This window comes from Candidatus Pelagibacter sp. Uisw_106, assembly GCF_047724975.1.
In the GTDB taxonomy this organism is placed as follows: domain Bacteria; phylum Pseudomonadota; class Alphaproteobacteria; order Pelagibacterales; family Pelagibacteraceae; genus Pelagibacter.
In genome coordinates, this window is sequence record NZ_CP159819.1 from 211,196 (window position 1) to 237,733 (window position 26,538).

Below are 26,538 nucleotides of genomic sequence, written 5' to 3' on the forward strand. Positions count from 1 at the left end.
AATGTTACTAAGATATTTATTTATATTACTTATTATTATTCCTATTAAAGCTTTTGCTTTAATTGAAGTTGATATTACTAGAGGAAATTTAAATCCGCTACCAGTTGCTGTATCCCCTTTATCAATAGACAATGAATCAAAAGAAAATTTTAAGAAAATTTTAAAACAAGAAGATCTTGGATCAGAAATTTCAATAGTTGTTGAAAATAATTTAAGACAATCTGGTCTATTTAATCCACTAGACAAAAATGCATTTCTTCAAGAGCCAGATGTGGCCAATTTAAAACCAAGGTTTGAGGATTGGAATTTAATTAAAGCACAAGCTTTAGTAACAGGCAAGGTTACGTTTGTAGATGAAAAGCTAAGAGTAGAATTTAGATTGTGGGATGTTTTAGCTGGAAAAGAAATGATGGCTTTAGCATTTACTACTGTTCCCAGTAATTGGAGAAGAGTAGGTCATATTATTACAGATAAGGTGTATGAACGCTTAACTGGAGAAAAAGGTTATTTTGATACTAGAATAATATATGTTTCTGAAGAAGGTCCCAAAACTAAAAGAATAAAGAAATTAGCAATAATGGATCAAGACGGTTTTAATAATAAATATTTAACACTTGGAAATGAATTAGTTTTAACACCAAGATTTAGCCCAACAAATCAGATGGTTACATACCTTTCTTATTTTAGAAATTTACCTAGGGTATATTTATTGGATATAGAAACTGGAATGCAAGAAGTAGTAGGAGACTTTCCTGGTATGACATTTGCTCCTAGGTTTTCACCTGATGGAAAAAAAATTATAATGAGTTTTGCTAAAGATGGCAATTCTGATATTTATACTATGGATCTTGAAAATAGAATTGTTGAAAGAATTACCAACCATCCATCAATTGATACATCACCTTCTTATTCACCAGATGGAAAGCGAATTACTTTCAACTCAGATAGAAGTGGCTACCAACAAATTTATGTAATGGATAGTAATGGAAAAAACGTTAAGAGAATTTCATTTGGAAATGGTTTGTACGGAACTCCAGTATGGTCTCCAAGAGGTGATTTAATTGCATTTACTAAGCTTCATAAGGGAAAATTTTATATTGGAGTAATGAGAACGGATGGAACCGGTGAAAGACTATTGACAGAAAATTTTTACCAAGAAGCTCCATCATGGTCTCCAAATGGAAGAGTGCTTATTTTTTATAGAGAGACTAAGACCAACTCAAAAGGAGAGGGATTTTCAGCTAAATTGTGGTCTATTGATTTAACAGGGTATAATGAAAAGATGGTTGAAACAGAAACAGACGCATCTGACCCATCATGGTCATCATTATTAAGTAATTAATGGTTAAATCACTTGATTTTTTAACTTGAAACATCTAGTTAGTTGTGAAAAAGTAAGTAATTCAAATAAGGATTAAGGAGCAAAAATGAACTTAAGTAAACTTTTAAAAAATGTATTTCTAATTATATTAGCAAGTTTAGTATTAACAGCTTGTGCAACAAAAAAAACAGGCACAACCGGACAAATTCAAGGTGATGTTTACACAGGAACTGATTCTGTTGAATATTTAGCTTCTGGTGTTCCAGATAGAGTTTTCTTTGCAACAAACGAAACTGTACTTACAACAGCTTCAAGAGAAACTTTAAGAAAACAAGCCGCATGGTTAAGAAAAAATTCAAATATTAATGTTGTTTTAGAAGGTCACGCTGATGAAAGAGGTACAAGAGAGTACAACTTAGCATTAGGTGAAAGAAGAGCTAATTCAGCAAAAGATTATTTAATGACTTATGGAATTTCTTCAGACAGAATTTCTGTATTAAGTTATGGTAAAGAAAGACCTGTAGATTCAGGATCTAGCCCTTTAGCTTGGTCTAAAAATAGAAGATCAGTTACTGTTAAAGCAAACTAATTTATCTAAATAATTTATAAAAGACCCTATCACATTTGTGAATAGGGTCTTTTTTTTGCCATCATTATAATTACTACTCAATTTATTATGATTAATTATAAAAAAATAATTCGATTAAAGTTAATATTAGTATTTATATTTTTCCCAAATATTATTTTTGCAGATAACCATAATATAAATGAAATCTTAGAGTTAATTCAAAAGGATTTAAAAACCTTAGAAAAAGCTGTTTATTCAGAAACAGCTAATTCAAACAGTCAAAAAAGTACAAATGAAAATTCTGAAGATGTTTTAACAAGACATCTTTTAAAATTATCTGATGTTGAAAAACAATTTCAAGAACTTACTAATAAGTTTGAAGAAATTAACTTCAAGTTAGATAAATTATCAAATAGGCTTTCTAAGGTTCAGGCAGATAATCAAATTAGGTTTCAAGATGTTGAAAATGCTTTGTCATCTGGAGAAGTTGGAAAAAAATTAACCTCAATACCTAAGAGACAAGTGGACAAAAATTTGCCAGGCTCTTCACAACCTCAAGACTTAGGATCTATTTCTTATAAAGATACGAATAATAATGAAACTACCCAACAGATTCAATCTGTAGAAACTACTTCATCTATAGTGACAGAAAACTTTAAATCAGAAAAAAATATACTTCCAGATACCTCTCCAGAAAAACAATATGAATTTGCAACTAGTTTTTTAAAAGTAGGTGATTACAGCACTGCAGAAAGAGCTTTTAGAGAATTTGTAATAAATAATTCAGAGCATAAATTGGCAGGTAATGCTCAATATTGGTATGCTGAAACGTTTAGAATAAGACAGCTCTATACAGATGCCGCCACTGCTTATCTCGAGGGATATCAAAAATACCCAAAAGGTAACAAGGCTCCTATAAATTTATTAAAACTTGGTGTATCAATGGTTCAAATAGGAGAAAAAGAGCAAGGTTGTAAAATGATAGTAGGAGTTGAAGAGCAATATCCTAAAGCAAATCAATCTGTGCTTCAAAAAGCAAAATATGAATCAAAAAAGTTCGAGTGTTCAAAACAAAACTCATAAACAAATTCTTAGTTTTCTAAAAAATAAAAAAATTTCTAAAGTTTATAGTGAATTCTCTTCTTCTTTAAATTCTAGGGAAAACTTAGCTGTAGCAGTTTCAGGTGGACCCGATAGTTTGGCGCTAGCTTACTTGGCTAGATGTTATTCAATAAAAAATAAAATAACAGTCAAATTCTTTTTAGTTGATCATAAGCTAAGAACCGAATCGACAAAAGAAGCTGCTTCGGTAAAAAAGATTTTACAAAAAGTTGGTATCACATGTAAAATATTAAGTTGGCAAGGTAAAAAACCTTCTAGAAATGTTCAATCCTTAGCAAGAGAAGCAAGATATTCTTTACTAGCAAAAGAATGTAAGAAAAATAACATTAAGCATTTATTATTAGGACATCATTCAAATGACTTATTTGAAAACTTTCTAATTAGGGTGGTCCGAGGAAGTGGATTAAATGGACTGGTATCTTTTAACAAAAGTGTAAAATATAAAGATGAAGATCTAAATATTTTAAGACCATTACTCAACTTAGAAAAAAATGATTTAATTAATATTACTAAAATAGTATTTAAGTTTTTTATTAAAGATCCTTCCAATATTAATGAGATATATAAGAGAACAAGAATCAGAACTTTATTAGAATCTCTTGAAAAAGAGGGATTGGATTTAAAAAAACTAAAATTAACTATTAATAATTTAAGAGACTCAGATAAATCAATAAAGTTTTATGTTAAAAAAAATTTGAAGGATAATTCTGTACATATTAAAACAAAAGCTACTTATATTTTAAATCATAATTTCTTTGATCAATCTCATGAAGTTGTTTTTAGATCTTTGACGTTTGTTATTCAAAAAATAGGAAAAAAATACTATCCCGTTAGAGGAAAAAGTATTAACAAGTTGATTAACCGTATAACTTTCAAGACATTTTCGAAAATAACTTTAGGAGGTTGTATTATTGAAAGTGTTAATGAGACCATATTAATATCAAGAGAAAACACTAATAAAGTTAAAGTTTTGTAACAATTTGACACTTGTTTAATTAATAATAATTATTATCTTATAGGTATGAATATAAAGAATTTAGCCATGTGGGCAGTAATTGTTTTTTTAACAATTGGCCTTTATAATATGTTTAAGAACCCTCAAGCTAATGTGGGCAAAGGTAATTCTATTATATTTTCAGAATTTTTATCAGAAGTTGATAATGGTGGAGTTATAAAAGTAGACATTCAAGGAAACAATATTAGAGGGGTGTTAGCCAATGGAAATACTTTTTCTACTTATTCACCAAATTATCCAAATTTAATTGAGAAGCTATCTGAAAAAGGTGTAAGTATATCAGCTGCTCCTTTAGAAGATAAGATGCCTTCTTTGTTTGGAGTTTTATTGTCGTGGTTTCCAATGTTACTATTAATAGCTGTTTGGATTTTTTTTATGAGGCAGATGCAAGGTGGCAAAGGCGGAGCAATGGGCTTTGGTAAATCTAAGGCTAAATTGATGAATGAATTAAAAGGTAAAGTTACCTTTGATGATGTTGCGGGAGTAGAAGAAGCTAAAGAAGAAGTTGAAGAAGTTGTTCAATTTTTAAAAGATCCTAAAAAGTTTAGTAGACTTGGTGGAAAAATACCAAGAGGATGTTTGTTAGTTGGTCAACCTGGAACAGGTAAGACTTTACTTGCTAGAGCTATCGCTGGAGAAGCAGGAGTTCCATTCTTTACTATATCAGGATCAGATTTTGTTGAAATGTTTGTAGGTGTTGGAGCCTCAAGAGTTAGAGATATGTTTGAGCAAGGTAAAAAAAATTCACCCTGCATTATATTCATAGATGAGATAGATGCTGTTGGAAGAAGTAGAGGTGCTGGCCTTGGAGGAGGTAACGATGAAAGAGAGCAAACTTTAAACCAGTTATTAGTTGAAATGGACGGCTTTGAAACAAATGAAGGTGTAATAATTATTGCGGCCACAAACAGACCTGATGTATTAGACCCTGCATTATTACGACCAGGTAGATTTGATAGACAGGTGGTTGTCGGACTTCCAGATATAATAGGAAGAGAAAAAGTATTAAAAGTGCATGTTAAAAAAATTAAAATGGCTCCTGATGTCAATTTAAGAACAGTAGCTAGAGGAACCCCTGGTTTTTCAGGTGCAGATTTAGCAAATATAGTTAATGAAGCAGCATTACTTGCTGCAAGAAAAAATAAAAGACTAGTTACGCTAACTGAGTTTGAAGAAGCTAGAGATAAAGTGATGATGGGATCAGAAAGAAGATCCATGGTCATGACCGAAGAAGAAAAAACATTAACAGCTTACCACGAAGCTGGACATGCAATAGTAACTATTAACGAGGATGCAGCTCATCCAATTCATAAAGCAACAATCATTCCAAGAGGTCGAGCTTTAGGAATGGTCATGCAGCTACCTGAGAGAGATCAGCTATCTCAAACAAGAGAACAGCTTCATGCTCAATTAGCTATAGCTATGGGTGGAAGAGTAGCAGAAGAAATTATATTTGGTGAAGATAAAGTTACAACTGGTGCATCTAGTGATATTGAACAAGCGACTCAAAGAGCAAGAGCAATGGTGATGCAAGCAGGCCTTAGCAAAGAGTTGGGACCAGTTGCTTATGGCTCGAATGAAGAAGAGGTATTTTTGGGTAGATCTGTTGCTAGAACTCAAAATATGTCTGAAGAAACTTCAAAAAAAGTAGACGCAGAGATTAGAAAAATTGTAGATAAAGGTTATGAAAGAGCAAGAACAGTTTTAACTGAAAAAATTGACGATCTTCATAAATTAGCTAAAGCTCTTTTAACATACGAAACACTTTCAGGTGAAGAAATAGAAAACCTGATAAATAAAAATATATATCCAAGCAATAAAGAAGATTTAAAAGTTGAAGATGAAGATAAAGGCTCAGCTTTAAGCTCAATGGGTCTTAAGCCAAAAATAGTTCATTAAAATTGAATGAAAAAATATTACACAAGAGTGTGTAATTTTGCTTATGGTAAATCTTCGATAGAACTAATTAGAAAAAAAAAAATCTCCCACTAAACGGTAATAAAAAAATTTCATTTGGACAAATTGAAATCCTTACACGAACTTCAATCGAAATAATTGACCTTAAGGATATAAAAAAATTACCTAAATCACTAAAAGAAAAAATTAATCAAGATATTAAGACTATTGTTAAAAAAAATAAAAATTTTTCAAGTCTAAATTTTAATAAAATTCCTAACATAATGGGTATATTAAATTTAACGCCAGATAGTTTTTCTGATGGGGGTAAGTTTAACAAAAAGAACACAGGAATATCTCATGCAAGGAATTTATTTAAATCTGGAGCGGACATTATTGATGTTGGTGGAGAGTCAACGAGACCTGGATCTAAACCTATCAGTAAAAAAGAAGAATGGGATAGAATAAAAGAAACATTAAAAGACGTTAATAAAAAAATTCCACTATCATTAGATACAAGAAAATCAGAAATTATGAATAAAGGGATTCAGTTAGGAGTTAAACTTATAAATGATGTATCAGGGCTAAGTTATGACTCTAAAACAGTTGGTGTATTGAAAAAAAATAAAACTCCATTTGTAATTCAACATTCACAAGGTACACCAGAAAAAATGCAAAAAAATCCTAAATATAAAAATGAACTATTAGATATTTATGATTTCTTTGAACGAAAGATTAAATTTTTAATATCTATGGGTATAAAACACAATAATATCATGATTGATCCAGGGATTGGTTTTGGAAAAAATTTGAAACATAATATGAATTTAATTAGGAGTGTTTCTATTTTTCATACTCTTGGTTTTCCTATATTACTTGGGCTTTCTAGAAAAAGATTTATTAGGGATTTATCTGGAAAAAATGATAGCAAGGAAAGGTTAGGTGGAACAGTAGCCTCTTCCATGTATGCAATAATGCAAGGAGTTCAAGTTCTAAGAATTCATGACGTGAATGAATTAAGACAAAGTATAAAGGTATTTAAAGAATTAATAAAAAACTGATGGCAAAAAAATATTTTGGAACAGATGGAATAAGAGGTGCCGTTAACAGTAAAAATATTAATGGAGATATGTTTTTTAAATTTGGTCTTGCAACAGGAACTTACTTTAAAACTCAAAAAAAAAAGAAACAAATAGCAATAATTGCTAAAGATACGAGACTATCAGGGTATAGTTTAGAACCTGCACTAGTATCAGGACTTACATCGGCTGGCATGCACGTTTATACATTAGGCCCACTTCCAACCAATGGCTTAGCGATGCTAACAAAGACCATGAAAGCCAACATGGGAATTATGATTACGGCATCTCATAACCCATATCATGACAATGGGTTAAAGTTATTTGGACCTGATGGGTTAAAACTGTCAAATAAGATTGAAAAAAAAATTGAAACTTTAATTGATCAAAAAATTGAAAAGTCTTTATCAAAACCAAAAAAATTAGGTCGTGTAAAAAGGTTAGAAACTGCAAATAAAGATTATATAAAAATTTTAAAAAGAAATTTACCAAAAGATTTTAACCTTAGAGGTTTAAGAATAGTGATTGATTGTGCAAATGGGGCTGGATACAAGGCTGGGCCTGAATTGTTAAAATCTTTAGGTGCCAAAGTATTTTCAATTGGAATAAACCCTAATGGTCTTAATATTAATAAAAATTGTGGATCTACTTTTCCAAATAAAATTAGATTAGCAGTAAAAAAATATAAAGCACACATAGGAATTTCGCTTGATGGAGATGCCGACAGAATTATTATGTGTGATGAAAAAGGTACTGTAATTGATGGAGATCAAATAATTGCTGCAATAGCAATGAGATGGAAAAAAAAAAAATGTTAAGAGGAGGTGTGGTTGGCACTTTAATGTCTAACTATGGATTAGAAAAATTTTTTAAATTACATAATATAAAATTCTTAAGATCAAATGTAGGAGACCGTTTTGTAAAAGAGAAAATGCAAAAAAATAATTTTAATTTAGGTGGTGAACAATCTGGGCATATTATTCTAGGTAAATTTGCAACCACTGGAGATGGCTTACTAGTTGCTTTAGAAGTTTTATTTTCATTAAGAAAAGGAAAAAAAGCTAGTAATTTTTTTAATACCTTTAAGAAAACTCCACAAATATTGGAAAATATTGATGTTAAAGACAAAAGTATAATTAAGAATATTAATATTAAGAATTCTATAAAATCAGCTGAAAAATTAATTAAAGGACAGGGTAGAATATTAGTTAGAAGCTCAGGAACTGAATCTAAAATCAGAGTTATGGGAGAGAGTGATAATAGTAGATTACTTCGAAAATGTTTGAAAATTGTACTAAAAAAAATTAAATAAATTGAAACCGAAATCTAAAATATTAGTTATTGCTGGATCAGATTCATCTGGTGGTGCTGGTATTCAAGCTGATATTAAAACTATCACTGCTTTAGGTTCGTATGCAATGACAGCAATAACAGCTGTCACAATTCAAAATACAACAGGTGTAAAATCAATAGTACCGATAGATCCAAAGGAAATTTCTAATCAAATAGAATTTACCTCAAAAGACATTAAGCCAGATGCTGTAAAAATAGGAATGTTGCAATCTACAAAAGTAATAAAATCAGTAATTCACTCACTAAACATTATTAAAGTTAAAAAAATAATTTTAGATCCAGTTATGGTTGCTAAAGGTGGTGCAAAACTCATTGATGATAAAGCAATTCAATTATTAAAAAATGAACTAATTAAAAAAGTTAGTTTAATAACTCCCAATATTCCTGAGGCTGAAATATTAACTAAAACTAAAATAAGAACAAAGGAAGATATGATCTTTGCTGCCAGCATATTAATTAAATTAGGAGCAAAAAATGTTTTTATAAAGGGTGGACATTTAGAATCCAAAATTGTCCAAGATATTTTCGTAAATAAAAATGAAATTTTAATTATAAAAAATAAAAGAATTACAACCAGGAATACACATGGTACTGGTTGTACCCTTTCTTCTGCTATTTCGACATTCTTTTCATGTGGAAAAACCCTAAAGAGATCTTGTGAGCTTGCAACTAAGTATGTACATAGTTCAATAAATTCAAACCTTAAATTTGGTAAAGGTCACGGACCTATTAACCATTTAAGTTCAGTAACAGTAGAAAAAAAATTTAGATAATGAAAAATGTTGTAGTTGTTGGATCTCAGTGGGGTGATGAAGGAAAAGGTAAAATAGTTGACTGGCTATCAGACCAAGCAGATGTTGTTATTCGTTTTCAAGGAGGACACAATGCTGGACATACATTAGTAATTAATGGAATAACTTATAAATTAAGACTACTTCCTTCTGGGATTGTAAGAAAAAATAAGATTTCTATTATAGGAAATGGAGTCGTTGTTGACCCTTGGGCACTATTAGAAGAAATAGACGAAATTAAATCTAAGGGTGTTGAGGTTAATGTGGATAATTTTATAATTTCAGAATCTGCCAATCTTATTTTGCCATTTCATAGAGAGATGGATGAAATAAGAGAAGATGCCGCTGGAAAAGCAAAAATTGGAACAACAAGAAGGGGAATTGGGCCAGCCTACGAAGATAAAGTAGGAAGAAGATCAATCCGTGTTATGGATTTGAGATCTGAGACTAATCTAGACCACAGATTAGAAACAGTACTACTTCATCATAATGCAATTAGAAAAGGATTAGGTAAAAAAGCTTTTGAAAAAAACAAACTTAAAGAAGAACTTTTAAAGATTGCTCCAGAAATATTAAAGTTTTCTCAACCTGTGTGGCTTAGAATTGATGAGTTTAAAAAACAAAAAAAAAGAATATTATTTGAAGGTGCGCAAGGAATACTACTTGATGTAGATCATGGAACGTACCCTTTTGTGACATCATCTAATACCGTTGCATCTGCTGCTGCTACAGGAACTGGTTGTGGCCCTAATTCTATTCATTATGTTCTTGGAATAACAAAGGCCTACACAACCAGAGTCGGTGAAGGACCTTTTCCTACTGAGTTAACAGATGATATTGGAGAATTGCTTGGTTCTAGAGGAAAAGAATTTGGTACTGTCACTAGTAGAAAAAGAAGATGTGGTTGGTTCGACGGTGTTTTGGTCAGACAAACAATTAAAATTTCAGGTATAGATGGAATAGCGTTAACTAAATTAGATGTTTTAGATGAGTTAGATGAAATTAAAATGTGTGTTGAATATGAACTTGATGGAAAGAAAATGGATTACTTACCTGCTGCTGTTGAGGATCAAATAAAAATCAAACCAATTTATAAAACTTTCCCTGGCTGGAAAAGCTCCACCCAAGGAATAAAAAATATTGAAGCTTTACCAGAAAATGCCAAAAATTATATCTATGCATTAGAAGATTTTATTGGGACAAAAGTTTCAAGTATCTCAACAAGCCCTGAACGAGAAGATACAATTCTTTTAGAGAATCCTTTTGAAGTTTAGTTTACCGGAAGTAAGTTTTTAGATTTAGCAGATAGCAACATATGTTTTTGAAGCTTCTCAAATGCTTTGTTTTCAATTTGTCTAACTCTCTCTCTACTAATTTTGTATTTTTTACTTAAATCTTCAAGTGTTGTAGCTTCATCATTTAATCTTCTAGAGTACAAAATCTCTCTTTCTCTTTCATTAAGAATTTTTATAGAATCTTTAAGTAAGCTTTGTCTTTGACCCATTTCTTCTTGATGTGCAAATTTAAGATCATGGTCTAGCTCTTTATCTACCAACCAGTCTTGCCATTCGTCACCATCTTCTCCAACTTGAGCATTTAAAGAAAACTCTTTACCTGAAAGTCTTCTATTCATTGAAATGACTTCATCTTTTCTAACATCTAATTTGTTGGCAATTTCATCTACATGTTCAGGTCTTAAGTCACCTTCTGACTGAGGAGCGATTTGATTTTTAATTTTCTTTAAATTAAAAAATAATTTTTTTTGTGCAGTCGTTGTTCCTATTTTTACCAAACTCCAAGATCTTAGAATGTATTCTTGGATAGAAGCTCTAATCCACCACATTGCATAAGTTGCCAATCTAAATCCTTTCTCAGGTTCAAACTTTTTGACAGCTTGCATTAATCCTACATTTCCCTCTGAAATCATTTCGTTTACTGGAAGACCATATCCCCTATAACCCATCGCAATTTTTGCAACGAGTCTAAGGTGGCTAGTAACAAGTTTTTCTGCGGCTTTAACATTACCTGTTTCCTTCCAATTTTTTGCTAGCATATATTCTTCTTCAGCTGCCAACATAGGAAATTTTTTAATCTGCTCAAGATAAGCAGATAAACCACCTTCATTAGATAGTGTTGGAAGATTACTATTCATTGTAGCTCTCATAAGTTCTATTTATTTAGTTAACTATAGTATTATTTCAAGGTTTTATTTGTCAGTATTTCTAAGCAATACTAAAATATTTTCAAGTTCTTGTGGCAAAATTGAGGTAAAAGTCATTTCATCATTAGTTTTAGGGTGAATGAAACCCAGTGTTTGTGCGTGCAGAAATTGTCTATCCAATTTATAAATTAGGTTTTCTAAACTAGTATCGATATTTTTAAGTTTCTTATATTTTTTTTTATATTTACCATCACCCATAATGCTGTTGCCCATATATGTCATATGAACTCTTATCTGATGTGTTCTTCCCGTTTCTAATCTACATTCGACCAAACTTAGTGTGGGTGTTTTGTCATTTTCAAAAATCTCTATAGTTTTGTAATTAGTGATTGCTCTTTTACCTTTAGAACTACTAACCTCCATCATTTGTCTATTTTTTGAACTTCTAGTTATGAATGTATCGATTTTCCCAGAAGAGGGTCTAAGTTTCCCCCAAATTAAGAGCTGATAAACTCTTGTAATTGTGTGCTCACTAAATTGATGAGATAAATTTTCATGTGTCACGTTATTTTTAGCTACAACTATTAATCCAGAAGTATCTTTGTCTATTCTGTGCACAATACCAGGTCTTAACTCATCTCCAATTGTAGATAGTGAATCTTTATTATAGTGCATTAAGGCATTAACAATTGTTTCATCATAATTACCAGCACCTGGATGCATAATTATTCCAGCTGGCTTGTCAATTACTAATAAATCATCATCCTCATAAACAATTTCTAATTTAAAATCATAAGGTTTTAAAGAGGCTTCTTTTGGTTCTGGAATTTGAAGATCAATTTTATCACCAGTAGATATTTTTTTTGAAGGACTGTTAACGATTACATTATTTAATTTTAATTTTTCTTTAAGAATTAAATTTTTGATTCTAGTTCTACTAATCAGCTCCTCTCTTTTGTTGACGAATACATCAAGTCGAAGGTTATTCTCATCTGTTTCAACTATTAAATTAATGTTTTTTTCCATAAAATGTAATATTAATACTATATGCGCTGCTAGCTCAACTGGATAGAGCACCAGATTTCGAATCTGGGGGTTATAGGTTCGAACTCCTATGTGGCGCACCACAACCAAACTAGATATCTAATACTTTGATGCCCTCTGCAATCTATCATTTATAGCTTTACCAAGACCTATATTGGGAATTTTTTCCACAGCAATTGATCTATAGCCTTCATTTTTTATATTTCTTAGACATGAGTAGAGGTTCTTTGCTGCTTCATCTAGGTTATTTTTAGTAGTTAAATAAAAATAATTTTTGAGTTTAGTTTTTTTTCTCTTAATCATTATAAAAGCTTCGTCATCTTTTGGTTTTGTGACATTCATTCGTAAAGGTATACCAGGAGAATAATGCAAGCGAGATTGACCAGGTGCTATTTTTTTTTTAGGATTAATAGATATACTTATCTTAAAACCTAAAGTTTTTTGAATTTTTAAGATATCTAGACCACCCAATCTTAATATAGATGGTCTGCCTATAAGGTTAACTATTGTAGATTCTATTCCAATAGCGCATGCACCTCCGTCTAAAATATATTTAATTTTATTACCAAACTCTTCTTTAACATCTTTTGCTTTAACAGCACTTACTTTTGTTGTGATATTAGCACTGGGGGCAGCTAATGGATAATCTAACTGTTTTAGTAAATTTTTAAATATTGTGTGTTTTGGAAATCTTACTGCTAAACTTTTCTTATTATTGGTAACATATTTAGAAATCTTAGAATCTTTCCTTAATTGTAATACGTATGTTATTGGGCCAGGAGAGAATTTTTTATAAAGTTTAGTAAAATTATCATTTATTAGGCAATCTTTTTTAAGAGAATCGATATCATGATAATGTACGATTAAAGGGTTGTTTTTTGGTCTTTTTTTTAAATTAAAAATCTTTTTTACTGCTGAATTCTTGTATGCATTAGCTGCTAGACCATAAACAGTTTCAGTAGGTACGCCAATACAGTAATTTTTATTAAGGTATTTTTTTGCTTTTTTGATATTTGATTGATTGGATTTCATGTATTAATAATTATTATTATATGAAAGATAAAAATTTACCACCTGATAATAACACACAGTCTCTTGAGGAACTAACAAAAGAAGCAAATAATATTATTGAATCTTTAGAGTCAGAAAAAGACCTACAGAATTCAATTGATTCATACCAACAGTTATTAAAATTAAATAATACCATTGAAAAAAAATTCTATAAAACTTCAAAAATGATCAATGAAGAAACAAAAAAAAAAATTAACGATATAAGTTCAAAAAAAAATGCAAAATAAACTTGCTAGAATAGCAAAAGATACAAACTTATTTTTAAAGCGATTTATTAAAGAACAAAAAAGAACAGAATTAGTTGCAGCTATGGAGTATGGCTTATTTCCAGGTGGAAAAAAAATTAGATCAAAAATTTTAATTGATATAGGAGCTATATTTAAAATTAATTATAAAACATTAATTTCTATTGGTGCTGCAGTTGAGTGTATTCACGCTTATTCATTAATACATGATGATTTACCTTGTATGGATGATGATAAAATACGAAGAGGAAAAATTTCTACACATATTAAATTTGGAGAATCCACAGCGGTACTTGCAGGAAACTCACTTTTAACAATGGCTTTTGAAATCCTGGTTAGTTCGAGCTTAAAGATAAATGAAAAAATAAAAGTAGATCTAGTAAAAAAACTATCTGAGTCTTCTGGACATTTAGGAATAGCTGGTGGACAGTATTTAGATCTTAGTTTTGAAAAAAAAAAAGTTTCTAAAAGTAAAATTATAGAGATGGAAATAAAAAAAACTGGTAAGCTTTTTAGCTTTTGTTGTGCTGTTCCAATTATTATTAAGAGAAAAAATGATAAACAAATAAAGTTTTTTGAAAATATAGGGTCCAATATTGGACTTTTATTTCAAATTGCTGACGATTTAATAGACTTTAAAGGCTCCACTGTCATTGCTGGCAAACTAACAGGGAAAGACAAGAAAAAAGGTAAAGCTACTTTAATCAGTTTACTAGGATATCAAAATGCTATTAAATATGCTGACAAAATTAAGTCTAAAATAATTAAAGATTTAAATAAATATAGTTCAAACACTAATAGTTTAAATGAAACCTTAGACTACATTCTAAAAAGAAATAAATAATGCAAGACAACAAATTTTTAAAAGATATTAATTTTCCTTCTGATTTAAGAAAATTATCAGAGAGTGATCTTCAAGAGGTTTCTAATGAGGTTAGAAAAGAGATGATTGATGCAGTATCTGAAACGGGAGGACATTTAGGTGCAGGTCTTGGGGTTGTTGAGCTAACTGTTGCCTTGCATTACATATTTGACACTCCAAATGACAGGCTGATTTGGGATGTGGGTCATCAAACTTATCCACATAAAATTTTGACTGGAAGAAAGTCAAAAATTAAAACTTTGAGACAAGGTAATGGATTGTCTGGTTTTACAAAAAGATCTGAGAGTGAGTATGATCCATTTGGTGCAGCACATAGCTCAACATCAATATCATCTGCTCTAGGTATGGCAGAAGCAAGCAAATTATCTAATAAATTAAACAATATAATTGCAGTCATAGGAGATGGTGCAATTAGTGCAGGGATGGCATATGAGGCAATGAATAATGCGGGTGCTTCAAAAACAAAAATGATTGTTATCTTAAATGATAACGATATGTCGATTGCAAAACCAGTAGGTGCTATGAGAACCTATTTAGCTAAACTTTTAACAGGAAAAATTTATTTTAGTTTAAGAGAAACTTTTAAATTAATAGCTTCTGCTTTTTCTAAAAGATTTAGTGCAAAAGCTGGAAAAGCTGAGGATTTTTTAAGATCAGCTGTAACTGGTGGTACTCTTTTTAATTCTTTAGGTTTTTATTATGTTGGCCCAATAGATGGACATGATTTATCTACACTTATACCAATTTTAAAAAATGCAAGAGACTCAAAATATCAAGGCCCAATAATGATTCATGTAAAAACTCAAAAAGGTAAAGGCTATTCTTATGCTGAAAAAGCTAGCGATCATTATCATGGTGTTTCAAAATTTAATGTTGTAACTGGTGAACAGGTGAAAAGTGGAACAAACCTTCCAGCTTATACAAAAGTTTTTGCAAATACCTTAGTTAAACATGCAGAAAAAGACAGTAAAGTCGTAGGCGTTACTGCTGCTATGCCAGGAGGAACAGGTATGGATATTTTTGCTAAAGATTTTCCAAAAAGAATGTTTGATGTTGGAATTGCTGAACAGCATGGAGTGACTTTTGCCGCAGGACTAGCAACGGAAGGTTATAAACCATATGTTGCAATCTATTCGACTTTTTTACAAAGAGCTTATGATCAAGTAGTTCATGATGTCGCTATCCAAAGTTTACCTGTGAGATTTATAATAGATAGAGCAGGCTTGGTAGGCGCTGATGGATCAACTCATGCTGGTTCATTTGATATTACTTATCTCTCTACTCTTCCTAATTTTATAGTAATGGCACCAAGCGATGAGTCAGAATTAGTTAAAATGATAAATACATCTATGATTATTAACGACAAACCTTGTGCTATTAGATACCCAAGGGGAAATGGTATTGGAACGGAATTACCATCTATAGATGAAAAAATAGAAATAGGAAAAGGAAGGATTATTCAAGAAGGAAAACAAGTTTGTATTTTAAGTATAGGAACTAGATTGGAAGAATGCAAAATCGCAGCTGCAGAATTAAAAAATAAAGGAATTGAATCAACGATAGTTGATGCACGTTTTGCTAAACCTTTAGATCAAGAGCTTATTTTAAAGTGTGCGAGAGAACATGAGGTAATGATTACTGTAGAAGAGGGGTCTATTGGAGGTTTTGGCTCTCATGTAGAAAATCTATTATCAGAAAAAGGTATATTTGATAAAGGTTTAAAATTTAGAACCATGATACTGCCTGATATTTTTATTGAACAAGATAGTCCAAAAAAAATGTATGATGTTGCTGGTCTTAATGCATCTCAAATATCAAAAAAAATACTAGATATTTTATTTACAAAAGAGTCGATAAAAGTAGTTAAAAATTAAATTTAAAAAAATTAGCTACACTGAGCTTTGTTCATTAGATAATGGTCTAATAAAACGCAATTCATCATTGCTTCTCCCACTGGTACTGCACGAATGCCAACACAAGGGTCATGCCGACCTTTAACAGAAATTGTAGTATTTTTTCCAAACTTATCTATAGTTTTTCTAGTTGTTAAAATCGATGAAGTTGGTTTAACAGCAAATGAAACAACAATTTCTTGTCCCGTTGAAATACCACCAAGAATTCCACCAGCATTATTGGAATCAAATTTTAATTTTTTACCTTTTTGTGAAATTTCATCTGAATTTTGTTCTCCACTTAATTGTGCAGAGTTCATTCCCGAACCAATGTTAACACCTTTAACAGCATTAATACTCATCATTGCAGAAGCAATATCCATATCTAATTTAGAATAAATTGGAGCACCTAAGCCAACAGGAATTCCTTTAGCTCTTACCTCAATAATTGCACCACAAGATGATCCAGATTTTCTTATATCTAGCAAATATTTTTCCCAAATTTTTAGCATATTTTTATCAGGACAAAAAAAGGGATTTTTATTAATTGTTAGATCGTTCCATTTGCTAGTATCACATCCCAATATTCCCAGTTGAGTAACAGCACCTACAACTTTAAATTTTTTACCTAATTTATTCTCTAAAACTTTTTTAGCAATTGCACCTGCAGCAACTCTTGCAGCTGTTTCTCTTGCAGAGGATCTTCCACCACCACGGTAATCTCTTATTCCATATTTCTTAAAGTACGTAAAATCAGCATGCCCAGGTCTAAATTTATCTTTGATATTTCCATAATCTTTTGATCTCATATCTTGATTGTAAATAATTAAAGAAATAGGCGTCCCAGTCGTTTTGCCTTCAAATACACCTGATAAAATTTGTACTTTATCATCTTCTTTTCTCTGTGTTGTAAATTTTGATTGTCCTGGTTTTCTTTTATCTAGCTCAACTTGAATATCTTGCTCTTTTAAGTTTATATTAGGTGGGCAACCATCAACGACGCAGCCTAATGCTGGGCCATGAGATTCTCCCCATGTTGTGAAACGAAATTGCTTTCCAAAAGTATTAAATGACATTATCTATAGTATATAGATTATTTTGTTAAAATTATGAATCAAAAAAACTCATTAGGCCTTAATAAATGCTTTTTAGATAAAATAAATCCAATAGATTTATTTGAAGTTTGGATGAATGAGGCAAAAAAAACAGAATTAAATGATCCAAATGCACTTGCTTTAGCCACATCAGATGAAAATAATTCTCCGTCAATTAGAATGGTCTTATTAAAAGACTTTAACAAAGATGGATTTGTTTTTTATACCAATCTAAATAGTCAAAAAGGAAATGAATTAAAAAATAACCCAAAAGCATCAATGTGCTTTCATTGGAAAAGTCTTCTAAGACAAGTTAGAATTAATGGAATGGTACAAAAAGTTTCTAATGAAGTGGCGGATGAATATTATAACAGTAGAGGTTATGAGAGCAGAATTGGAGCATGGGCCTCAAAACAAAGCACTATATTAAATAATAGAGATGAGCTTTTAAGCTCAATAGAAGAATATAAAAAAAAATATAGTAATAAAAATGGTGTTCCTAGACCAGAGCATTGGTCAGGTTGGAATTTAATACCTACGAGTATAGAATTTTGGTTAGATGGAGATAGCAGAATTCATGAAAGACTTAAATATACCAAAGATAATGAGGGTAACTGGGTTAAATCTTTATTAAGTCCTTAAAAGGTTCTTTGTAGACTAAACGAAGTGAGACTTTCTAAAATCTTTTTTTCATCACTATCTTTAAATACAGTTAAAGAATTTGATGCAAGATTAATAAAATGTTCAGCTTTTTTGTGACACTCATTGATTATGTTGTATTTTTTAATAAGTTCTAAAGTAAAATTTAAATCTTCATTTGATCTTGTTTCTTGTTTAAAAATATTTTTCAATTTATCTTTTTCTACTGGTGATACATTTTGAAATAATAAAATCACAGGTAGTGTAATTTTACCTTCAAGAAAATCTTTGCCAATTTTTTTGCCAAAAAATTTTAGATCAGAATTGTAATCTAGGGTGTCATCAGCAATTTGAAATGTTAAGCCTAAGTTTTTTCCATAAAACTCTAGTGCTTCTTTTTCTTTTGTTTCTTTGTTAGATAGAATTGCACCAACTTTAGTTGCTGCAGAAAAAAGTTCAGCTGTTTTTGCTGTAATAATCTTAAAATAGGTTTCCTCTAACATATCAACTTCACCCTTGTGTTGTAGTTGTAATACTTCTCCCTGAGCAATTTTTGACGAAGTTGAGGATAAAAGTTTTAAAACTTCTATATTCCCATCATCAACCATCATCTCAAAACATCTACTTAAAAGATAGTCTCCAATTAATACAGAAGAGTGATTCCCCCAAATTGAATTTAATGTTTTTTTACCTCTTCTAATATTTCCAAGATCAATGACATCATCATGCATTAAAGTTGCCCCATGTATCATCTCTACACATGCAGCTAGATTAATGTCTCGGCCTCCTTTAGTGTAGCCACACAACTTAGCAGAACCAAGAGTTAATAAAGCTCTTAATCTTTTTCCACCAGAGTCAATATGATATTCAGTCATTTTTTGAACTAGATCAACTTCACTCAGGAGTTTTGATTTAATTTTTTCTTCAACTAAAACTAATTTTTCATCTACTGAATCTTTTAGTTGATAATATGAATTATTTATTTGGTTTCTTAGCTGAACTACAGTTCCCATAAAAAATAAGTTAGTATAATTAAGTTATATTTATTACTTATCAATTGACGCACCTTAATCTTCAACTATAAGTAGGCTTTATATTAAATCAAAAATTCTATAAGGATTAACAATGTTCTCTTTTTTTAAAAAGAAAAAAATAATAGCTCATATCAAGCTAAATGGTGTGATTGGTAATGCTGGAAAGTTTAAACAGGGCATAGATTTTGCAGGACAAGAAGAGATTATAGAAAAAGCTTTTTCCCTAAAAAAAGCTAAAGCAGTGGCAATTACAATCAATTCACCAGGTGGATCACCCGTACAATCACATTTAATCTATAAATTTATTCGAGCTCAAGCCAAAAAAAACAAAATAAAAGTAATAGTATTTGCAGAAGATGTTGCAGCTTCTGGTGGATACCTAATAGCTTGTGCAGGTGATGAGATATATGCAAATTCAAGCTCAATTATTGGATCTATAGGAGTAATTTATTCATCTTTTGGATTTACAGAATTGATTAAAAAAATTGGTGTAGAAAGAAGAGTTCATACGGCAGGAAAAAATAAAAGTTCACTAGATCCATTTCAAGAAGAGAAGTCAGAGGATATTGAGAGACTTAAGAATATTCAATTAGATCTACATAAAGACTTTATTAAAGTTGTAGAAGAAAGCAGAGGATCTAAACTTAAAAAAGATGGTATTGAATTATTCTCAGGAGAGTTTTGGGCAGGTAGTAAATCAAAAGAGCTAGGTTTGATTGATGGATTAGGTAATGCTAATGAAATCTTAAAAGAAAAATTTGGTGAAGATGTTGTTATTAAAAAATTTGAAAAATCTAAAGGCTGGTTAAGTAAAAAACTTTCCTCATCAAGCAATCAAATGGATCAACTAGCAAATATTTTAGAGGAAAGATCTATCTGGCAAAGATATGGCTTCTAAAGAAAAAATTATAAAACCTAAATTTCAATCATTTCAAGATACTATTTTGAATCTTCAAAAATATTGGGGTAAACATGGTTGTGTTATTCTTCAACCATACGATATTGAGGTAGGGGCTGGAACCTTTCATCCTGCTACAACTTTAAGATCTCTAGGACCTAAGCCGTGGAAGGCAGCCTATGTTCAGCCATCAAGAAGACCTACTGATGGAAGGTATGGAGAGAATCCAAATAGATTGCAGCATTATTATCAATTTCAAGTTTTAATAAAGCCATCACCAGATAATATCAAAAAACTTTATTTAAATAGTTTGGCTGTTATCGGTATAAATCACAAAGAACATGACATTAGGTTTGTTGAAGATGATTGGGAAAGTCCAACTTTAGGTGCGGCAGGTTTAGGATGGGAAGTTTGGTGTGATGGAATGGAAATTACTCAATTTACATATTTCCAACAAATGGCTGGATTTGAATGCAAGCCTGTTTCAGTTGAAATTACATATGGTCTTGAAAGAATTTGTATGTTTACTCAACAAATGAAAAATGTTTATGATCTATTATGGAATGATGAAGGTGTAAAATATGGGGATGTGTTTCTTCAAGCAGAAAAAGAGTTCTCTGCATATAATTTTGAACACGCTAATACAGATAATCTGTTCAAAATGTTTGATATGTTTGAGCTTGAAGCAAAAGCTTTAGTAGAAAAAAAAATTTCACTACCTGCATATGATCAATGTTTAAAAGCAAGCCATGTATTCAATATTTTGGATGCAAGAGGAGTTATAAGTGTTGCTCAAAGAGCAGGTTATATAGGGCGTATTAGAGACATTACAAAAGCAGTTGCCGAAAGTTGGTTAAGCAGTCAAACAGATTAATGTCAGAATTTTTTTTAGAGCTGTTTAGTGAGGAAATACCGGCTGGTTTGCAGCGTAACTCACGTAATACTTTATTACAAAATTTTCAAAATTTATTTGAAGAAAAAAAAATTTTATTTAAAAAAAGCTCTTCATTTTCAACACCAAATCGTCTTATAATTTTATTTGAGGGTCTATCTAAGGAAATAACACAAAAAGCTGAAGAAATAAAAGGACCAAATGTTAATGCACCAGAAAAAGCTATAGAGGGCTTTCTAAGATCAAATCAAATAGATAAAAAAGATCTACTTAAAAAAAAGATAGAAAAAGGAGAATTCTATTTTTTCAAGAAACCATCAAATAAAATTAACACCATAGATTTACTTCAAAAATATACGCCTCTAATCCTTGATAAATTACAATGGAAAAAATCTATGGTTTGGGGAAACTATAATCTTAGTTGGGCAAGACCGCTAAAATCTATTTTAGCAGTTTTTGATGATAAAAGCCTAGATTTTAAATTTCATCATTTAATATCTTCTAATACAACATTTACCGATAAAGAGTTTGAAGATAAAAAGAAAATATTTAAAAATTTTAAAAGCTATAAAGATTTCTTCAATCAATCAGGAATAATTATAGATCACGTACTAAGAAAAGAATTTATTATTAAAGAAATTGAAAAAATATCTAATAAAAATAATTTTATTGTTGAGTCAAACAATAAACTTTTAGATGAAGTCACAGATATAGTTGAGCAACCGAATATTATTATATGCAAATTTGATCAGAAATTTTTGAATATTCCAAAAGAAATTTTGATAATTACAATGCAATATCACCAAAAATATTTTCCAACATTTAACAAAAAAGGAAAAATTACCAATGAATTTTTAGTTGTGGCAAATAACAATGATGAAAAAGGTTATATTAAACTGGGTAACGAAAGAGTTGTAGAAGCAAGATTAAGTGATGCACAATTCTTTTGGGAAAAAAATAAATCACAAAATTTAGTTAAGCAAGTTTCAAAATTAAAAAGTATAAACTATTTTAAAGGTCTTGGATCTTATTTTGATAAGATTCAAAGAATGAGAAAGCTTGGAGGAATGATCTCTGATGAACTATTGATCAGTAAAGACCAAGTTGAGCTATCAGCATCAATCTGTAAAGTTGATTTAGTTTCTGATATAGTTGGTGAATTTCCTGAGCTTCAAGGAATTATGGGTGGACATTTTGCTGAAGTGCAAGGTTTTGATAAAGAAATAGCTTTAGCTGTAAGTGAACATTATCTGCCAACTGGACTTGATAGTAAGACACCAAAAAAACCATTTAGTATTGCTTTAGCTTTAACTGATAAAATTGACACTTTAGTTGGGTTTTTTGGGATCAATCAAAAACCAACGAGTTCAAAAGATCCTTACGCACTTAGAAGATCTGCACTTGGTGTAATAAGGCTATTAATCGATAATAATAAAGAGTTTAAAATTAAAGATCTTATTAGCTATTCTACTTTACTTCATAAAAACCAAGGTTTTAATTTTTCAAACGACTCATCTCAAAAAGAACTGTCTGATTTTTTAATGGACAGATTAAAGTATTATATGAAAGAGAAAAAAATTAGAGCAGAGATAATAGATGCCAGTATAAAAGCCCATGGAATAGACCACCTGAATAAAATATATAAAAAAGCTTCAACATTTAATGGACTAATTAACGAAGAAATAGGAGGGGATATTATTACAAGCTACAAGAGAGCTTCTAGTATACTTGATAGTGAGTTGAAAAATGCAGATATTGAACTATCAAATACAACTGACCCTGGTATTTTTAAAAATGACTATGAAAAAAATCTATTTAAAAAGATTAATGAAATAAAAAAATATTTTACAAACATTGGTAAGGATGAAAACTATAAGGAAACGCTTGAAATTCTAGCTGGTGCTAAAAAAGTAACTTCAGAGTTTTTTGATAATGTTAAGGTCAACGATGATGATAAAAATATTAAAAAAAACAGATTGGAACTTTTACAAATGTTATGTAGAACATTTGATAATTACGTAAATTTTTCAAATATAGAAATCAAATAGTGAATAAGATAATTTTAAATTTTAAATCAAAAGATTCAAAAAAGATTAAAAATCCAAAAAATTTTTTAGGTGGAAAAGGTGCAAACCTTTCTGAAATGGGCAGAATGGGACTGCCAGTTCCTCCTGGTTTTACAATTTCAACGAAAGTTTGTGAATTATTTTATAAAGATAAGAAAAAACTAAATTCAAAAATAGTTAGTATCATAAAAAAAGAACTAAAAATTATTGAAGAAGAAGTTGGAAAAAAATTTGGGGATTTAGAAAATCCTTTACTGTTATCTGTAAGATCTGGTGCAAGAGTTTCAATGCCAGGAATGATGGATACAATTTTAAATTTAGGTTTAAACGATAAGACTGTTATTGCGCTTTCAAAAAAAACTTCTAATAACAGATTTGCAAATGATAGTTACCGAAGATTTATTCAGATGTATGGTAATGTTGTAATGGGTGTCGAAGGTTATCATTTTGAAGAATTAATTGAAAATTATAAACTAACTAAAGGCGTTCTTTTAGACACAGATCTTGATGCAGAAGATTGGGAGGGATTAATTAATGATTTCAAAAAAGTTATTAAAGATCAAACTAGAAAAGAATTTCCTCAGAACATATATGATCAATTATTAGGTGCTATTAGCGCTGTATTTTTATCCTGGGAAAGTAATAGAGCAAAAGTTTATAGGAAATTAAATCAAATTCCTGCTGAATGGGGAACTGCAGTCAATGTTCAATCAATGGTATTTGGCAATATGGGCAATGATTGTGCAACTGGAGTTGTCTTTACAAGAAATCCATCAGATGGTATTGATGAAGTATATGGCGAGTACCTAATTAATGCTCAAGGAGAAGATGTGGTGGCAGGAACAAGAACTCCTCAGTACATTACAAAAAAAGCAAGAAAAGATGCAAAAGCAAAAGATCCTTCGATGGAAGAGGCTATGCCTAAAGTATTTAAACAATTGGATAAGATTTTAAAGATTTTAGAAAAACACTACAAAGACATGCAAGACGTAGAATTTACAGTTGAAAATAATAAATTGTGGATGCTACAAACAAGGTCTGGAAAAAGAACCTCAAAGTCAGCTGTTAGAATTGCAGTTGATATGGTTAAAGAAAAATTGATTTCTCAAAAAGAAGCAGTAATGAGAATAGATCCTGCTTCTTTAGATACATTGTTACATCCTACATTGGATGAAAAAAGCACACCAAACGTTATTGCAAATGGCTTACCGGCTTCTCCAGGTGCTGCAAGTGGTAAAGTTGTTTTTACATCAGAAGAAGCAGAAAGATTAAACAATGTTATGCAGGATACTATTTTAGTACGTGTTGAAACCTCACCTGAAGATATTCATGGAATGCATGCTGCCAAAGGAATTTTGACAGCAAGAGGTGGGATGACTAGTCATGCCGCAGTGGTTGCAAGAGGCATGGGAAGACCATGTGTTTCTGGCTCTAGTGAGATTGATATAAACTATGACGCAAAAACTTTTAAAACATCTTCTGTCGAAATTAAAGAAGGAGACATTATTACAATTGATGGGTCAACAGGAAGAATTATTCTAGGAGAAGTGCCAACAGTTAAACCTGAAATCTCAGGAGATTTTTCTAAATTGATGAGCTGGGCGGACAATTTTAGAAAATTAAAAGTAAGAACTAACGCGGAAACACCATTAGACACAAAAACTGCAAGAGACTTTGGTGCTGAAGGTATAGGGCTTTGTAGAACAGAGCATATGTTTTTTGATGAAGAAAGAATTTTATCTGTCAGAGAAATGATTTTATCAAAAACAGTAGAAGACAGAAACAAAGCACTAGAAAAGCTTTTACCACACCAAAAAAAAGATTTTATTCAAATATTTAAAATTATGAATGGCCTTCCTGTAACAGTGAGATTGTTAGATCCACCGTTACATGAGTTTCTTCCAAAAACAGAAAAAGAAATTAATGATGTGGCAAAAGTTGTGGGTTTACCATTAAAAGAAATTGAGTCTCGAATTAATGAGTTGCATGAGCAAAACCCAATGTTAGGTCATAGAGGTTGTAGATTGGGAATTTCATTTCCAGAAATTTATGAAATGCAATGTAGAGCAATCTTTGAAGCTTTATCTGAACTTAAGATAAAAAAAATTAAGTCGGCATTTCCAGAGATCATGATTCCTCTAGTATCAACCGAAGCTGAGATTAGAATAATGAAAGATTTAGTAGTGAGAGTTGCAAAAGAAGTTCAAAAAGATAAAAAAATTAAAGTAGATTATTTAGTTGGTACAATGATCGAATTGCCAAGAGCAGCAATTAAAGCTGATGATATAGCTAAACATGCGGAGTTCTTTAGTTTTGGAACTAATGACTTAACTCAAACAACATTTGGTTTAAGTAGAGACGATAGTGGTAAATTTTTAAATGATTATCTTGATAATAAGATTTTTTCTATAGACCCATTTATCTCTATAGATGATGGAGTAGGTGATTTAATAGAAATTGCAGTTGAAAAAGGAAGAAAAACAAATAAAAAAATTAAACTTGGAATTTGTGGAGAGCATGGTGGAGACCCTAAAAGTATTCACTTTTGTGCAAATGCAGGTTTAGATTACGTTTCTTGCTCACCATATAGAGTTCCAATAGCAAGATTAGCTGCTGCACAAGCAGAGTTGTCCAAAAAAAATTAAATTTCTAATTTAAAATCTATAGCAGGCACACTATGAGTAATGCTACCAATAGAAATTCTATTAACACCAGTAGCTGCAATTTTTTTAACTGATTTTAGGGTTACATTTCCAGAAGCTTCAGTTTCGTAATATTTTTTGGCCATTTTAACACCCGCTTTAAGTGTTTTATTGTTCATATTATCAAACAAAACAGTATTAAATTTTAAACCCATTATTTGTTTAAGCTGATTTAGATTATCAACCTCTACAGTAATTTTTTTTCCTTTTTTATTTTTGATTGCAAGAGAGACTAAAGTTTTAATATCTGAACTTGCTATGTGATTGTCTTTAATTAGAAATTCATCACTTAGGTTAAATCTATGGTTTGTACCTCCTCCTAACTTAACCGCATACTTTTGTATTACCCTTAAGGTTGGAATTGTTTTTCTTGTACAACAAATTTTACTTTTTTTATTAACTAACTTAACAAATTGATTAGTTTTAGTGGCAATTCCAGAGATATGGCTCATAAAATTTAAAGCAACTCTTTCGCCAATTAAAATATTTTCAGCCTTACCTTCAATTGTAGCTATTACATCATTCTTATTAATTAAGGAGCCTTCTTTTTTTTTATAATAAATTTAATTTTGCTATCTATTAATTTAAATGTTTGTTTCGCAAATTCTAATCCGGCTAGCACAGCTTGTTGATTGGAAATTAATTTAACTTTTATAATATTTTTATTCTTTACTAAGTTTGAGGTAATATCACCAGAGGGGTATAGATCTTCATTTAAAGCAAGCTTTACAATATTCTTGATATAATAATTACTTAATTTAATTTGAGACAC

Annotated in this window: 21 protein-coding genes, 1 tRNA gene and 2 pseudogenes; 18 read left to right on the forward strand and 6 right to left on the reverse strand. The window is 30.6% G+C overall.

The genetic code is table 11. The annotated features are described in order from the left end of the window. The first annotated feature begins 1 nt into the window (after window position 1). The 9 genes and pseudogenes from tolB (at window position 2) to ABXT45_RS01195 (ending at window position 10,419) form a co-directional block, all read left to right on the forward strand. Complete coding sequence (gene tolB, locus ABXT45_RS01155) at window positions 2-1,342, forward strand: Tol-Pal system beta propeller repeat protein TolB (RefSeq protein WP_415313868.1); 1,341 nt, start codon at window positions 2-4, stop codon at window positions 1,340-1,342. 85 nt (window positions 1,343-1,427) lie between these two features. After that, on the forward strand, window positions 1,428-1,910 hold the full coding sequence (gene pal / locus ABXT45_RS01160; protein ID WP_415313869.1) for a peptidoglycan-associated lipoprotein Pal: 483 nt from the start codon (window positions 1,428-1,430) through the stop codon (window positions 1,908-1,910). An 87-nt stretch (window positions 1,911-1,997) separates the two neighbouring features. Then, on the forward strand, window positions 1,998-2,972 hold the full coding sequence (gene ybgF, locus ABXT45_RS01165) for a tol-pal system protein YbgF (protein WP_415313871.1): 975 nt from the start codon (window positions 1,998-2,000) through the stop codon (window positions 2,970-2,972). Beyond that, window positions 2,932-3,987, forward strand: a complete 1,056-nt coding sequence (gene tilS / locus ABXT45_RS01170; protein WP_415313872.1) for a tRNA lysidine(34) synthetase TilS — start codon at window positions 2,932-2,934, stop codon at window positions 3,985-3,987. Before ybgF ends, tilS begins: the two co-directional genes overlap by 41 nt. A 45-nt stretch (window positions 3,988-4,032) precedes the next feature. Next, window positions 4,033-5,925 carry an ATP-dependent zinc metalloprotease FtsH gene (ftsH, locus tag ABXT45_RS01175; RefSeq protein ID WP_415313874.1) on the forward strand — a complete coding sequence of 631 codons (1,893 nt, stop codon included), beginning with the start codon at window positions 4,033-4,035 and terminating at the stop codon, window positions 5,923-5,925. 281 nt (window positions 5,926-6,206) lie between these two features. Next, entirely contained in the window at window positions 6,207-6,983 is a 777-nt protein-coding gene (gene folP, locus ABXT45_RS01180; protein ID WP_415313876.1) for a dihydropteroate synthase, read from the forward strand. Continuing rightward, window positions 6,983-8,313: pseudogene (gene glmM / locus ABXT45_RS01185) on the forward strand (phosphoglucosamine mutase). Before folP ends, glmM begins: the two are co-directional and overlap by 1 nt. Before the next feature lies 1 nt (window position 8,314). Beyond that, the gene (thiD, locus tag ABXT45_RS01190) at window positions 8,315-9,127 is read left to right on the forward strand and encodes a bifunctional hydroxymethylpyrimidine kinase/phosphomethylpyrimidine kinase (protein ID WP_415313877.1); all 813 of its coding nucleotides are present in this window, start codon (window positions 8,315-8,317) and stop codon (window positions 9,125-9,127) included. Further along, window positions 9,127-10,419, forward strand: a complete 1,293-nt coding sequence (locus tag ABXT45_RS01195; RefSeq protein WP_415313879.1) for an adenylosuccinate synthase — start codon at window positions 9,127-9,129, stop codon at window positions 10,417-10,419. Before thiD ends, ABXT45_RS01195 begins: the two co-directional genes overlap by 1 nt. Here ABXT45_RS01195 and rpoH read toward each other — a convergent pair. Beyond that, complete coding sequence (gene rpoH / locus ABXT45_RS01200) at window positions 10,416-11,297, reverse strand: RNA polymerase sigma factor RpoH (RefSeq protein WP_415313880.1); 882 nt, start codon at window positions 11,295-11,297, stop codon at window positions 10,416-10,418. The two genes, ABXT45_RS01195 and rpoH, sit on opposite strands and share 4 nt — an antisense overlap. A 54-nt stretch (window positions 11,298-11,351) precedes the next feature. Then, on the reverse strand, window positions 11,352-12,332 hold the full coding sequence (locus ABXT45_RS01205; protein WP_415313882.1) for an RluA family pseudouridine synthase: 981 nt from the start codon (window positions 12,330-12,332) through the stop codon (window positions 11,352-11,354). Between the two features lie 23 nt (window positions 12,333-12,355). On the opposite strand from ABXT45_RS01205, the gene ABXT45_RS01210 reads away from it, so the two are divergent. Beyond that, window positions 12,356-12,433 (forward strand) — tRNA-Arg (locus ABXT45_RS01210). Window positions 12,434-12,449: 16 nt separating this feature from the next. Here the strand turns inward: ABXT45_RS01210 and ABXT45_RS01215 are convergent. After that, complete coding sequence (locus tag ABXT45_RS01215) at window positions 12,450-13,382, reverse strand: L-threonylcarbamoyladenylate synthase (protein WP_415313883.1); 933 nt, start codon at window positions 13,380-13,382, stop codon at window positions 12,450-12,452. Window positions 13,383-13,402: 20 nt separating this feature from the next. Here ABXT45_RS01215 and ABXT45_RS01220 point away from each other — a divergent pair, with 20 nt between their 5' ends. From ABXT45_RS01220 to dxs, 3 genes are read left to right on the forward strand one after another with little or no spacing between them, the layout of a single operon-like run. After that, window positions 13,403-13,648 carry an exonuclease VII small subunit gene (locus tag ABXT45_RS01220; protein ID WP_415313885.1) on the forward strand — a complete coding sequence of 82 codons (246 nt, stop codon included), beginning with the start codon at window positions 13,403-13,405 and terminating at the stop codon, window positions 13,646-13,648. Beyond that, on the forward strand, window positions 13,638-14,510 hold the full coding sequence (locus tag ABXT45_RS01225) for a polyprenyl synthetase family protein (protein ID WP_415313886.1): 873 nt from the start codon (window positions 13,638-13,640) through the stop codon (window positions 14,508-14,510). Before ABXT45_RS01220 ends, ABXT45_RS01225 begins: the two co-directional genes overlap by 11 nt. Then, a complete protein-coding gene (dxs, locus tag ABXT45_RS01230; RefSeq protein ID WP_415313888.1) occupies window positions 14,510-16,423 on the forward strand; it encodes a 1-deoxy-D-xylulose-5-phosphate synthase in 1,914 nt (637 codons plus the stop codon). The genes ABXT45_RS01225 and dxs overlap by 1 nt, the downstream gene beginning before the upstream one ends. A gap of 11 nt (window positions 16,424-16,434) precedes the next feature. On the opposite strand, the gene aroC is transcribed toward dxs, so the two are convergent. Then, entirely contained in the window at window positions 16,435-17,517 is a 1,083-nt protein-coding gene (aroC, locus tag ABXT45_RS01235) for a chorismate synthase (RefSeq protein ID WP_415313889.1), read from the reverse strand. Between the two features lie 33 nt (window positions 17,518-17,550). On the opposite strand from aroC, the gene pdxH reads away from it, so the two are divergent. Then, a complete protein-coding gene (pdxH, locus tag ABXT45_RS01240; RefSeq protein ID WP_415313891.1) occupies window positions 17,551-18,177 on the forward strand; it encodes a pyridoxamine 5'-phosphate oxidase in 627 nt (208 codons plus the stop codon). Here pdxH and ABXT45_RS01245 read toward each other — a convergent pair. After that, window positions 18,174-19,187 carry a polyprenyl synthetase family protein gene (locus ABXT45_RS01245; protein WP_415278517.1) on the reverse strand — a complete coding sequence of 338 codons (1,014 nt, stop codon included), beginning with the start codon at window positions 19,185-19,187 and terminating at the stop codon, window positions 18,174-18,176. The genes pdxH and ABXT45_RS01245 overlap by 4 nt on opposite strands. A 112-nt stretch (window positions 19,188-19,299) precedes the next feature. On the opposite strand from ABXT45_RS01245, the gene ABXT45_RS01250 reads away from it, so the two are divergent. From ABXT45_RS01250 to ppdK, 4 genes are read left to right on the forward strand one after another with little or no spacing between them, the layout of a single operon-like run. Then, on the forward strand, window positions 19,300-20,106 hold the full coding sequence (locus ABXT45_RS01250) for a S49 family peptidase (protein WP_271482881.1): 807 nt from the start codon (window positions 19,300-19,302) through the stop codon (window positions 20,104-20,106). Next, window positions 20,096-20,980 (forward strand): glycine--tRNA ligase subunit alpha, encoded by an 885-nt coding sequence (locus ABXT45_RS01255; protein ID WP_415313892.1) that lies wholly within the window; start codon window positions 20,096-20,098, stop codon window positions 20,978-20,980. Before ABXT45_RS01250 ends, ABXT45_RS01255 begins: the two co-directional genes overlap by 11 nt. Continuing rightward, window positions 20,980-23,046 (forward strand): glycine--tRNA ligase subunit beta, encoded by a 2,067-nt coding sequence (gene glyS / locus ABXT45_RS01260; protein WP_415313894.1) that lies wholly within the window; start codon window positions 20,980-20,982, stop codon window positions 23,044-23,046. Before ABXT45_RS01255 ends, glyS begins: the two co-directional genes overlap by 1 nt. After that, complete coding sequence (ppdK, locus tag ABXT45_RS01265) at window positions 23,046-25,709, forward strand: pyruvate, phosphate dikinase (protein WP_415313896.1); 2,664 nt, start codon at window positions 23,046-23,048, stop codon at window positions 25,707-25,709. Before glyS ends, ppdK begins: the two co-directional genes overlap by 1 nt. On the opposite strand, the pseudogene nadC reads toward ppdK, so the two are convergent. Beyond that, window positions 25,706-26,538 (reverse strand): annotated as a pseudogene (gene nadC, locus ABXT45_RS01270) (carboxylating nicotinate-nucleotide diphosphorylase). The gene ppdK and the pseudogene nadC overlap by 4 nt on opposite strands.

Excerpts from the sequence above, each read along its gene's own strand:
- aroC (WP_415313889.1), bottom strand. The coding sequence starts at position 17,517 with ATGTCATTTAATACTTTTGGAAAGCAATTTCGTTTCACAACATGGGGA.
- dxs (WP_415313888.1), top strand. The coding sequence starts at position 14,510 with ATGCAAGACAACAAATTTTTAAAAGATATTAATTTTCCTTCTGATTTA.
- ftsH (WP_415313874.1), top strand. The coding sequence starts at position 4,033 with ATGAATATAAAGAATTTAGCCATGTGGGCAGTAATTGTTTTTTTAACA.
- ABXT45_RS01220 (WP_415313885.1), top strand. The coding sequence starts at position 13,403 with ATGAAAGATAAAAATTTACCACCTGATAATAACACACAGTCTCTTGAG.
- ABXT45_RS01205 (WP_415313882.1), bottom strand. The coding sequence starts at position 12,332 with ATGGAAAAAAACATTAATTTAATAGTTGAAACAGATGAGAATAACCTT.
- ABXT45_RS01195 (WP_415313879.1), top strand. The coding sequence starts at position 9,127 with ATGAAAAATGTTGTAGTTGTTGGATCTCAGTGGGGTGATGAAGGAAAA.
- ABXT45_RS01255 (WP_415313892.1), top strand. The coding sequence starts at position 20,096 with ATGGCTTCTAAAGAAAAAATTATAAAACCTAAATTTCAATCATTTCAA.
- pal (WP_415313869.1), top strand. The coding sequence starts at position 1,428 with ATGAACTTAAGTAAACTTTTAAAAAATGTATTTCTAATTATATTAGCA.
- folP (WP_415313876.1), top strand. The coding sequence starts at position 6,207 with ATGGGTATATTAAATTTAACGCCAGATAGTTTTTCTGATGGGGGTAAG.
- ABXT45_RS01225 (WP_415313886.1), top strand. The coding sequence starts at position 13,638 with ATGCAAAATAAACTTGCTAGAATAGCAAAAGATACAAACTTATTTTTA.
- ABXT45_RS01215 (WP_415313883.1), bottom strand. The coding sequence starts at position 13,382 with ATGAAATCCAATCAATCAAATATCAAAAAAGCAAAAAAATACCTTAAT.
- rpoH (WP_415313880.1), bottom strand. The coding sequence starts at position 11,297 with ATGAATAGTAATCTTCCAACACTATCTAATGAAGGTGGTTTATCTGCT.
- pdxH (WP_415313891.1), top strand. The coding sequence starts at position 17,551 with ATGAATCAAAAAAACTCATTAGGCCTTAATAAATGCTTTTTAGATAAA.
- ABXT45_RS01250 (WP_271482881.1), top strand. The coding sequence starts at position 19,300 with ATGTTCTCTTTTTTTAAAAAGAAAAAAATAATAGCTCATATCAAGCTA.
- glyS (WP_415313894.1), top strand. The coding sequence starts at position 20,980 with ATGTCAGAATTTTTTTTAGAGCTGTTTAGTGAGGAAATACCGGCTGGT.
- tolB (WP_415313868.1), top strand. The coding sequence starts at position 2 with ATGTTACTAAGATATTTATTTATATTACTTATTATTATTCCTATTAAA.
- tilS (WP_415313872.1), top strand. The coding sequence starts at position 2,932 with ATGAATCAAAAAAGTTCGAGTGTTCAAAACAAAACTCATAAACAAATT.
- ybgF (WP_415313871.1), top strand. The coding sequence starts at position 1,998 with ATGATTAATTATAAAAAAATAATTCGATTAAAGTTAATATTAGTATTT.
- ABXT45_RS01245 (WP_415278517.1), bottom strand. The coding sequence starts at position 19,187 with ATGGGAACTGTAGTTCAGCTAAGAAACCAAATAAATAATTCATATTAT.